Here is a 10,173-nt window from a genome sequence, read left to right as displayed (position 1 = left end):
TCGCATTGGAAAATAGGTGATTCTGGGCCTGTCCTGCAGCTCGCGGACACGGCCTTGAAGTTGCGGGAAAATCCCGCCTCACATTCCGAGTTTTGACTGTTTTTCAGGCGGCGCCCCGTCCGGAAGACAGGGCCGCGCGCTCGCTTTGCACTTGTAGTCGCCCTTCAGGTCCTTGCTGCATTCGAGCGCCTGGTCGTCGGCATTGTCCCAGATCCCATAGCCCTCGCCGAGGGCCCCCGCGCGGGACGACCACCATTCCTGAGCGCCAACCAGCGCTTCCTCCTGCGTCGTACCGGACGACACTCCGCCCTCGACCGGATCAGCGCAGGTTTTGCCCGCGTGCACTGCCGACGGCACCGTCACGCACACCAGTCCGGCAAGCGCCAACTTCAAACGCCAACAAACACTCATCGAAGATCCCCCTTAGCTCTTAGCGCAAGGTTGCGTTCGTTCGTCAAGGGGAGAGCTTCCCAACGGCGCCTGCGAGCGCAGGGCGAGGAACGCGGAGCAAGCCTTCGCGATCGCTTTCGAGCACCACGCAAAGCAACGGACGCCACACACGCGTGGCGAAGGTCAGGAACATGACGATCGTGGTGTCGCGTCGAGAAAAGCAAGTCGTTGCATCACTAAACCTTAGTCAAAACGCCGAGAATCTGATGAATTACTGATGCGCTACGGAGGACACCATGAGAGCCACGATCCTTGCCATCGTCGTCCTTGCGTTCTCAGTAAATCACGCGTTCGCCGTTAGCCTCGCCGTCAAGCTCGCCTGCCGCGACGACTACTTCGCCCATTGCAGCATGCACGCAGTCGGAAGCCCCGGTCTGCGCCAGTGCATGAGGAATGTCGGACCTCGACTTTCCCAACGCTGCATCGGCGCTCTGGCCGATGCGGGAGAGATCAAGAAGGCGAAGCTCGCTGCCTACAAGAAGAAGCACTACGCGAAACAGAGCGTCGCCAAGACGCGGGTCGCCAAGGCCAGCACTGTCAAAAAGTATGCCGCCAAGAAGCAGTACGCGAAAAAGGACGTCGCAAAGAAGCGTTTGGCTTCCAACGACGACGTCAAAAAGCGTGACGTGAAAAAGCGGTATGCCAAGAAGCGCGAGAAGCAATACGCGAGACTGGACTAGCTCGGAACCGAGCGCCTGAAGCCTGCACCTGCATCGGGCGCGCACCATGCAGGTGCTTTTGCGTTGAAATCGCCGCGATCAGAAAACACGCGGCGGATTGATCCGCCTCTTCGCATCTACACCTTTCGGCAGCCGTCCTCGCCGGGCACCGGCCCGCTCTTCGGCACCAGCCGCTTGCGCGCGCATTGCTCGACGAGGAGATCGCGCAATGCGCTCTCGCGCTCCTTCCACTCGGGCTTGCCAGCCAGGTTCTCGAGCTCCATCGGATCGGCGGAGACGTTGTACATTTCGTACTCGTTAGGCGCGGGCTGCGTTTTGACGCGCTCTTCGTAGATGCGCCGCGCGCTGCCGTCGTCCTCGCCTTCACGCCCCATGGGTTTGTTCACCACGTCGCGAACGCCTTCGGCGCCGGGCGTGCCGGGGGCGCTCCAATAGCGCGGGTGATCGAAATAGCGCGAGTACTTCCAGATCTCGCCCTCCACGCTCGCGATCACGCTCTCCACGTGGTTCGGCTGCGCGACGGAGTCGTAGCTGATACCGATGAAGTTCTTCTGGTCGAGGCCCCGGCTCGGGTCGTCGTCGGTCATGAAGTAGATCGGCTCGGCGAGCTTTTCGGCGGCCGCTTCGCCGCGGATGAGGGGTGAGAGATCGCGACCCACGAGCGGGAGCGCGTCGGTGAAGGCGGGTGCAATCGCCTCACGCACCACGTTGTGGTCGATGCCGGCAAGTCCGAGAAGGGTCGGAACGATGTCGATATGACTGGTCGGGATCGGCACGGTGCGCGGAGCATCCTTGCCCGGGAGCGCAATGACCAGAGGCACGCGCACCGCCTCCTCGTACGCCATGTACCACTTCTGATGCAGGCCGCCATGCGCCCCGAGAATGTCGCCGTGATCGGACGTGAAGACGATGATGGTATCGTTGCGGAAGCGCGTGGACTCGAGCGCGGCGAGCACCGCGGCGAGATGCCGGTCTACGTCGGCGTGCAGGCGGTAGTAGAGCCGGTAGTACTCGCGGCTCGCGAATGACGGCTGCATGAACTGGCTGTAGGCGTCGCGGTAGGATCTCTGGCACGACGGTTTGTCGTCGAGCTTCTCGAGCCGCGTGCGTCCGAACAGGCTGCGGTCGAACGGCTCTTCCGGGACGAACTCGGGCACGGTGAAATCGTAGGTGCCCTGCCGGTCCGCGGCGAGGTTCGAGAAAAACCCCCACAGCGCGATGTCGTGCGGGTTCGTGAACGACGCCATCAGGAACCATGGCGACGCGTCGTCGGAGACATCGAGGTCCTTCAACGTCTGCACGACCTGAGCCGAGATGGCCTGGTCCCGGCCGAGTTTGCTCTGTCCTGCGCTGGAGCCGGACCGGAGCGGATCCGATCCATGCGGCTCCGGCCCGATCCAGCCCGAGAACCCGAACCGGTCCAGCGCATCGGCCCTGAGATAGAGAGCCTCCTTCTCGGGATCCGTGACCCCGTTGGCGTCATAGCTCGTGACCACCTGCTCGGTACCGGGAACTTTGAGATCGGCTTCCGTGATGTGCCACTTGCCTTTCCAAAGAGTGCGGTAGCCCGCCTGGCGCAGGTAGTGGCCGAGAGTGGGCACTGATCCCGGCAAGAGCCAATGCATGTCAGGATCGTTGGCGGCCTTCGCCGCTCCGTCGGTATTGGCGACGCCGTGTAGCGAGGGATAGTGGCCCGTGTAGAGCGAGGTGCGGCTCGGCACGCACGCGACCGACGCCACATAATGACGCTCGAAGCTCACGCCCTTCTTCGCCAGCGAGCCTTGTGCCGGCAGGTGCTGAGCGCGAAACTCCTTCAGGGCGGCGCTTTCGTAGACGGTCGGGAAGCGCTGCTCGTCGACGAGCAGAAACAGGATGTTCGGGCGTTTCGGCTGGTTGGGCTGGGCAGCCTTGGCCGCTCCCGCCTCCGATCCTTTGAGGCTGGCCGCGCCCACCGCACCCGCCAGGCCGAGTTTTATTGCGCCTCTTCGGGTTACACCCGATTCTGCGGCCATTCCGTTCCCCCCTATGGCTCGTCTGTGAGGAGAGGAGTATGGCGGGGGGCGTTTGGCAAGCGCAATAGGGAACCCTGCGTATCCGTAAGGACGGGCGCGCAGTGTGCTTTGACGGCGGATTTTCCGCGTCGGTACGGTCCGCGATCTCGGTCGCCACGGTCGCGAGATCGTTGATGATCTCGCCGCGTCCTGCCGTCAGCCTCCGAAATCGTAGGCCGCAAGAGCGGCGAGGTTCAGGATGTCGGCCTCCTTCGCGCCGAGCGTCGAGATCTGCACGCTTTTCTCGAGGCCCACGAGCAGCGGCCCGATCAGAGTGGCGCCCGCAAGCTCCTTCAGCATCTTGGTCGAGATCGACGCCGCATGGAAGGCCGGCATCACGAGCACGTTCGCGGGGCCCGTGAGGCGGCAGAAGGGATAGAGTTTCATCAGCTCATGCGACAGCGCGACGTCGGCGGCCATGTCGCCGTCGAACTCGAAGTCGGCATCGCGCTCCGCGAGGATGGCAACCGCTTCCCTGACCCGGTCGGATCGCTCGTTGGGAGGCTGCCCGAAGGTGGAGTTGGCGAGCAGCGCCACGCGCGGATCGATGCCGAACTTGCGCGCCGCGTTCGCAGCTTCCGTTGCGATGTTGGCAAGCTCCTCGGCCGTCGGAGCCTCGTGCACATCGGTGTCGGCCACCAGAATGCCGCGCCCGCGGCAGAGCGCCAGGCTGACGCCGATCACGTGCCGTCCTGGTTTCGGGTCGATCACGCGTCGCACGTCCTGAAACACGCTGGCCCAATTGCGCGTTACGCCCGCCACCATGCAGTCGGCATGGCCATGAGCGACGAGCAGCGCCGCGAACACGTTGCGCTCGTTCCTGACGAGGCGCAGGCAGTCGCGCTTGAGAAAGCCGCGTCGCTGCAGGCGCGCATAGAGGAAGTCCGTGAACTCCTCCGTCAGCGGCGAGTTGCGAATGTCGACGATCTCGAACTTGTCGCCCATCCGGATGCCGGCTTCGCGGAAGCGCTCACGCACCACCGATTCAACGCCGACCAGAACGGGCACGCCGAACCCTTGCGCGACATAGCTGTTGGCCGCGCGGATCACCGCCGGATCCTCGCCCTCGGCGAACGTGATGCGCTTGGGCTCGAGCCGCACCCGTTCGAAAACCGAATGTAGCCAGTCGGCGACTGGATCGAGCCGTCCATTGAGGCGGGAAATATAGGCGCCCATGTCGACGATGGGCCGCCGCGCCACGCCCGTGTCCATCGCCGCCTGCGCCACGGCCGGCGGCACGCGGCTCATGAGGCGCGGATCGAACGGCGCCGGAATGATATATTCGGGCCCGAACGTCGGGCGCCGGCCGAGGAATGCGGCCGTCACCACGTCCGGCACCTCTTCGCGGGCGAGCGCAGCCAGAGCGCGCGCCGCTGCGATCTTCATCTCGCCGTTGATCGTGCGCGCCTGCACGTCGAGTGCGCCACGGAAGATGAAGGGAAACCCCAGCACGTTGTTGACCTGGTTCGGGTAGTCGGAGCGCCCGGTGGCGACGATGGCGTCGTCACGGACGGCCTGCACATCCTCGGGCGTGATCTCGGGATCCGGATTGGCCATCGCGAAGATGATCGGCTTCGGCGCCATGGAGGCGACCATCTCGCCCGTCACCGCGCCTTTGACGGATAGTCCGAAAAAGGCGTCCGCCCCATCCATGGCCTCGGCCAGCGTGCGAACTTTGGTTTTAGCTGCGTAGGCCGACTTCCACTGGTTCATGCCTTCCTTGCGCCCTTGGAAGATCACGCCCTTCGTATCGCAGAGCACGACATTCTTCTTTGGCACGCCGAACGCGACCAGCAGTTCGATGCAGGCGATGGCGGCGGCACCGGCGCCGTTCACGACCAGCCGGAAATCTGCGATGTCCCGTCCCGTGAGCTCGAGCGAGTTGATCAGGCCAGCCGCTGCGATGATCGCCGTCCCGTGCTGGTCGTCGTGGAAGACGGGAATGTCGAGCAGCTCTTTGAGGCGTTCCTCGATGATGAAGCAGTCAGGGGCCTTGATGTCCTCGAGGTTGATGCCGCCGAAGCTCGGTCCCAAATAGCGGACGGAGTTGATAAACGCGTCCACGTCTTCCGTATCCACCAGGAGATCGATGGCATCGATGTCGGCGAAGCGCTTGAACAGCGCGCCCTTGCCCTCCATGACCGGCTTCGAGGCGAGCGCGCCGAGATTGCCGAGCCCGAGGATCGCCGTGCCGTTCGAGACCACGGCCACCAGGTTGCCCTTGTTCGTGTAGTCGTAGGCGAGCAGCGGGTTCTCGGCGATGGCTTCCACCGGAACCGCGACCCCTGGGGAATAGGCGAGCGCGAGGTCGCGCTGGGTGACGAGCGGCTTGGTCGGCGTGATTTCGAGCTTGCCGGGCTTGCCCTGCGCGTGGAACTGCAGCGCCTCCTGGGCCGTGATGCGCGTGCGCTGAGCTTTGCTGGACATGGGCTGACCAATGGAAAATAGGAGCGGCGGGATCGGAGGGGCTTTGACCCTACGAGCCTCGCGTGCAGTGCACAACCGCTCATTCGTCCGACTTTTGGCTGCGACGCGAGCCCACGCGAGCCCTCGGCCGGCTGACGCTGGAGACCGTCAGTTCTCGATCTGGACCGAGAATGTCCGCTGCGTCACGTCCCCGCCGAGTTCGGCCTGGATGGAGAACGTGTCGGGGCCGGTTTCCCCGGGCCGCGCCGTGTAATAGATGCCGGTGCCCGTCACGCGTTGGCCGATACAGGTGCCCGACGCACTGGTGTTGACGGTGGTTTCCTGGCCCGGCTCGAACGAGACGCTGCCCTTGGCCGGCTGTGCCGTCACCGTGATGTTGGGGGCTGGCAGGCTCTCGCAGCGCTCTCCGAAGCCGGCCATGATGAACACGCGCGCCCGCCGCCCCGCGACGACCGGGTCACGCCGGACGCCGTCCCCGGGCTGCCCCTCGGCCGCAGGGGGAGACGCGGACACCGCGGGAGCGGGGCCGGGAGAGGAGCACGCTGCGATCGGCAGGACGGCAAGCAAAAGCCCGAGGGCTTTGGGAGCGGCATTGGAAACCAAGGATGACCGACCTTTCGATCCTGCACGGTGCACGTCGCACAATGCCACGATCAAGGGGCCGGATCACGGCATGCCGATCTCCTGTGGAGAAGAGGTCGCAGGAAAAAACTCGGCGCCGGATCGTCTGACCCGGCGCCGAGCCGTCATGTCGGGGCTAGCGTCCGGCCCGTCTCACTGCGTGAGATAGAGCTGGTTGATCTTGAGCGCGATATCGCGGAACGCCTGCTTGAGCTCGGCGCCGCTGTCGGCTGTATAGGTCGTGGAGGCGTCGGTCGCGCATGTTGAGAGCGTATTGATAGCGGTCTGGTTGCCGCCCAAGGCGAACCCGACGGTGTAGACGGTGATGCCTTTGGCCTTCATGCCCGCGCAGAGGGCCTTCGCCTGCGTGGGGGAATCGCCGTTCGCGCCTGTGCCCGAGACACCGTTGCTGTCGTACTGCAGGTTATACTCGCCGTCCGTCATCAGGATCGCGAACTTGCGCGTTCCGTCGCCGTAAGGTTTTGCGGCGGCAGACGCGTCCCAGAGCGTGTTCCAGTTGGGCGACAGCGTGTACCACGCCCACGCCGTGCCGATGTGACCTGCGGTCGTGTTCGAGAGGTCGAGTGAATCGATCTTGGCCGTAAGAGCCGCCTTGTTCTTGCTCAGCGGCATCAGCGTATCGTCGGTGGTGACGCCGCATACGCCCGACGACGAGGTGACGTACATCGTCTTGACGTAGTTGTTGGTGCCGGGCGCCACGTCCGTATATTTGTTGGTGCCCTGGCGTTCGACGACGCAATCCGTCCTGTAATAGGTTTTCGCGTTTCGGCCGCTACCGACGGTGATCGTCGTGGTGGGGCTGCCCCGCGCCTTCGTGTTGGCCGATGTTGGCAGCCGCACGCCTTCCGCGAACGGTACGATCGAGATCCGCACCGGATTGTAGTTGGCGCTGTCCGAGATGACGATGTTGACGAGGTCGGTCGCGGCCGCTTTGAGGTCGCGGATCTTGGTGCCGGACATCGAGCCCGTTACGTCGAGCATCATCGCGATCTCGACTTCGTTGTTGGATTGGCCTCCGGCGCGCAGCACCGCCTTGGAGTAGGCGCCGACCGGCAGTCGCGAGATATGCGCGAAACTCAGGAAGGTGGTTTCGATGAACGAACGGTTCGTCCCGGTGAAGGCCGTGTTGTCGTCGGAGGGATTGAAGCTCACGGTCTCATCGACCACGTGCATCCGGCCCTTGGTGTTTTCCGTGAAGTACTGTTGCGCTGCAGCCCGCGCACCCGTCACGTCCTTTTCGTCGAGCTGAAGCACGCGCGCACCCGCGAGCACGGCGGCATCGAGCGCGGCGACCGATTGATTGCGCGCCTGCAGCCAGCGCCCGAGGTCGACGGCAGCGCCGACGAAGAGGCAGAGCGACACGCCGATCATGGCAAAGATGATAGCGATGGCGCCATCGGTGTCGGCCCCGAACTGCCGCAACCGATCCCGCACGAGCGCGCTGCGCCGGTGGGACAGAGGCTTGGACGGCGCGCGCGCGGAGGACGCTGCCAGGAAGGATGCAATACGCGAAAACATAAGTGCGGCTCCCAGAATATAGACCGCAACATTGGTCCCTCGGGAGCTTAAGACTCGTAAATTCCGCCATCCTGCAGTCGATGGCAGGACGAAATATACTTCTTGGGGTTAACGGGCCGGAAAGGACTTCCGTACAATTCGGCAGACCCGGCAAGCAATCCATAAGAATACAGGGCTTCATGGTGACTTGACCGTGCGTGCCGCCGCGCCCTCGTCTATAATCTCGGCATGGAGATTGTCTTTTCCGGAAGCGCCAGGCGGCGCCTGCCATGATCGATAAGCTGGAATTGCTGCTTGCGCTGGCCCGCGAGCGCCATTTCGGACGCGCAGCCGAGGCCGCGGGCGTCACTCAGCCCACCCTCTCTTCGGCGCTGAAAAGCCTGGAAGATCAAATGGGTGTGCTCATAGTCGAGCGCGGCTCCCGCTTCCGCTGCTTTACCCCCGAGGGGGAGCGGATCCTCGATTGGGCGCGCCGCATCGTCGGTGACGCACGCGCCATGCGCCAGGAGATCGAAGCCCTGAAAAAAGGGCTCAGCGGCCACCTGAGGCTTGCCGTCATCCCGACCGCCTTGCCGTTTTTGGCCGAGCTGACCGTCCCCATGCGCCGGCGCTACCCCGACGTCAATCTGACGGTTCTTTCCATGACGTCGGATTCCATCCTCGCCAAGCTCGAGAACCTGGAGGTCGATATCGGGATTTCCTACGTCGATACCGAGCCGCCGCCGCGCTTCGAGATGATCCGCATTTATGACGAGCGCTACGTGCTCCTGGTGGCACCGGAAAGCCCTTTGGCCAAGCGCGAGCACGTCACCTGGGCCCAGGCAGGGGAGCTCCCGCTCTGCTTGTTGACACCCGACATGCAGAACCGCCGGCTGATCGACCGCCATCTCGAGGAGGCAGGCGTACGCCAGAAGCCGACGCTCGAGAGCAATTCCATGCTGGTTCTCTATGCACACGTCCGCTCGGGCGAATGGGCCAGCATCCTGCCCTCCCGGCTCGCAGAGACGCTGGACCGGCCGAGCCGTCTGCGGCCGATCACGCTCGTCGAGCCCACCGTGACCCATAAAATCGGGGTGGTTGTGACCAAGCGCGAGCCGCACTCGCCGCTAGTTGCAGCCTTCATTGCCCATGCAAAGCGGGTCGCCAATCCGCCGGCCGTCGCCGTGGCCTGATTTATCCGTTGTCAAACAATGCAGTGACAACTCCCGTGCACTGATAGAAACGATCTATCGTGGTACGAAACAGCGCTATTGATCTTTGCGGCTTATGGGCCGATCTAGTCTGTAATAACTATAAACAGCGCTGGAGGAACCATGAGCCATTTCGAGCCATGGAGCGAGGAGCGCACAGTCGAAATTGTCACTGAACATCAGGCACTTGAAGGGCCGTTGATGCCCATCTTGCACGCCGTTCAGGAGGCGTTCGGTCTGGTGCCGGAAGAGGTGATTCCCGTGTTGGCGCGGGAGCTCAACCTGTCTCGTGCCGAAGTGCACGGCGTCGTCACCTTCTATCACGACTTCCGCCGTGAGCTGCCGGGCAAGCATATTCTCAAGCTGTGTCGCGCCGAAGCCTGCCAATCCATGGGATGCGAGCGGCTGGTTGCGCGCGCCGAAGACCGGCTCGGCATCGAATGCGGCGGCACGAGCGCTGACGGCCGTGTGACGCTGGAAGCGGTCTATTGCCTCGGCCTGTGCGCCACCGCGCCCTCCGCCATGCTCGACGGTCGCGTCGTCGGCCGCCTTGACGACAACCGGTTGGACACGCTTTTGAAAGAGGCCCAGGCATGACGCTGCGCGTATTCGTGCCGCGGGATGCGGCTGCCGTAGCCGTTGGCGCCGACGAGGTGGCCGAGGCGCTGCGCGCCGCGGCGAAGAAGGCGGGATCCCAGGTTCAGATCGTACGCAACGGCTCGCGAGGGATGCTGTGGCTTGAGCCGCTGGTGGAAATCGAGCGGGACGGCACGCGCTACGGCTTCGGTCCTGTGACGGTCGCAGACGTCGATAGCCTCGTGAAAGCCGGTCTTTTCGAGGGCCGCCCGGTCGCAGAGATCAAGCACGCACGCGCCATCGGCGCGGTGGACGATCATCCCTACATGAAGCGCCAGACACGCCTGACGTTCGCGCGCTGCGGCGTCACCGATCCGGTCTCGCTTGAGGACTACCGCGCTCATGACGGCTACAAGGGCCTCGAGCGCGCCCTCGCCATGAAGCCGATCGAGATTGTCGACGAGGTCTCGAAGTCGGGGCTGCGCGGGCGCGGCGGCGCCGGTTTCCCGACCGGCATCAAGTGGAAGACGGTCCACGACACCCCGATGGGCCAGCAGAAGTATATCGTCTGCAATGCGGACGAGGGCGACAGCTACGAGCAGTACTACCAGGCCATCCGCCGATGCTGGCGGTACGGCC

Annotated in this window: 8 protein-coding genes and 1 pseudogene; 4 read left to right on the top strand and 5 right to left on the bottom strand. The window is 64.0% G+C overall.

All coding sequences use genetic code 11. The features are described 5' to 3' along the window. Nucleotides 1-78 precede the first annotated feature (78 nt). A complete protein-coding gene (locus QZV93_RS15355; RefSeq protein ID WP_295559503.1) occupies nucleotides 79-411 on the bottom strand; it encodes a hypothetical protein in 333 nt (110 codons plus the stop codon). Between the two features lie 275 nt (nucleotides 412-686). Here QZV93_RS15355 and QZV93_RS15350 point away from each other — a divergent pair, with 275 nt between their 5' ends. After that, the gene (locus QZV93_RS15350) at nucleotides 687-1,130 is read left to right on the top strand and encodes a hypothetical protein (RefSeq protein WP_295559502.1); all 444 of its coding nucleotides are present in this window, start codon (nucleotides 687-689) and stop codon (nucleotides 1,128-1,130) included. Between the two features lie 116 nt (nucleotides 1,131-1,246). On the opposite strand, the gene QZV93_RS15345 is transcribed toward QZV93_RS15350, so the two are convergent. From QZV93_RS15345 to QZV93_RS15330, 4 genes are all read right to left on the bottom strand, one after another. Next, on the bottom strand, nucleotides 1,247-3,142 hold the full coding sequence (locus tag QZV93_RS15345) for a sulfatase-like hydrolase/transferase (RefSeq protein WP_295559501.1): 1,896 nt from the start codon (nucleotides 3,140-3,142) through the stop codon (nucleotides 1,247-1,249). 195 nt (nucleotides 3,143-3,337) lie between these two features. Continuing rightward, complete coding sequence (locus tag QZV93_RS15340) at nucleotides 3,338-5,608, bottom strand: NADP-dependent malic enzyme (protein WP_295559500.1); 2,271 nt, start codon at nucleotides 5,606-5,608, stop codon at nucleotides 3,338-3,340. 147 nt (nucleotides 5,609-5,755) lie between these two features. Next, nucleotides 5,756-6,211 carry a hypothetical protein gene (locus tag QZV93_RS15335; RefSeq protein WP_295559499.1) on the bottom strand — a complete coding sequence of 152 codons (456 nt, stop codon included), beginning with the start codon at nucleotides 6,209-6,211 and terminating at the stop codon, nucleotides 5,756-5,758. 171 nt (nucleotides 6,212-6,382) lie between these two features. Then, on the bottom strand, nucleotides 6,383-7,768 hold the full coding sequence (locus QZV93_RS15330) for a pilus assembly protein (RefSeq protein WP_295559498.1): 1,386 nt from the start codon (nucleotides 7,766-7,768) through the stop codon (nucleotides 6,383-6,385). Between the two features lie 269 nt (nucleotides 7,769-8,037). Here QZV93_RS15330 and QZV93_RS15325 point away from each other — a divergent pair, with 269 nt between their 5' ends. From QZV93_RS15325 to QZV93_RS15315, 3 genes and pseudogenes are all read left to right on the top strand, one after another. Beyond that, entirely contained in the window at nucleotides 8,038-8,940 is a 903-nt protein-coding gene (locus tag QZV93_RS15325; protein ID WP_295559497.1) for a LysR family transcriptional regulator, read from the top strand. 141 nt (nucleotides 8,941-9,081) lie between these two features. After that, entirely contained in the window at nucleotides 9,082-9,555 is a 474-nt protein-coding gene (locus QZV93_RS15320) for a formate dehydrogenase subunit gamma (protein WP_295559496.1), read from the top strand. After that, a pseudogene (locus tag QZV93_RS15315) lies at nucleotides 9,552-10,173 on the top strand (formate dehydrogenase); the annotation flags it as partial. The gene QZV93_RS15320 and the pseudogene QZV93_RS15315, both read left to right, overlap by 4 nt.

This window comes from uncultured Hyphomicrobium sp. (genome assembly GCF_902826555.1).
Lineage (GTDB): Bacteria > Pseudomonadota > Alphaproteobacteria > Rhizobiales > Hyphomicrobiaceae > Hyphomicrobium_C.
Note: the sequence above shows the minus strand (reverse complement) of the source record. Positions and strands in the feature narration are given on the sequence as shown.

Coding starts and splice junctions, on each gene's coding strand:
- QZV93_RS15340 (WP_295559500.1), bottom strand. CDS start 5,608: ATGTCCAGCAAAGCTCAGCGCACGCGCATCACGGCCCAGGAGGCGCTG.
- QZV93_RS15330 (WP_295559498.1), bottom strand. CDS start 7,768: ATGTTTTCGCGTATTGCATCCTTCCTGGCAGCGTCCTCCGCGCGCGCG.
- QZV93_RS15345 (WP_295559501.1), bottom strand. CDS start 3,142: ATGGCCGCAGAATCGGGTGTAACCCGAAGAGGCGCAATAAAACTCGGC.
- QZV93_RS15350 (WP_295559502.1), top strand. CDS start 687: ATGAGAGCCACGATCCTTGCCATCGTCGTCCTTGCGTTCTCAGTAAAT.
- QZV93_RS15355 (WP_295559503.1), bottom strand. CDS start 411: ATGAGTGTTTGTTGGCGTTTGAAGTTGGCGCTTGCCGGACTGGTGTGC.
- QZV93_RS15320 (WP_295559496.1), top strand. CDS start 9,082: ATGAGCCATTTCGAGCCATGGAGCGAGGAGCGCACAGTCGAAATTGTC.
- QZV93_RS15325 (WP_295559497.1), top strand. CDS start 8,038: ATGATCGATAAGCTGGAATTGCTGCTTGCGCTGGCCCGCGAGCGCCAT.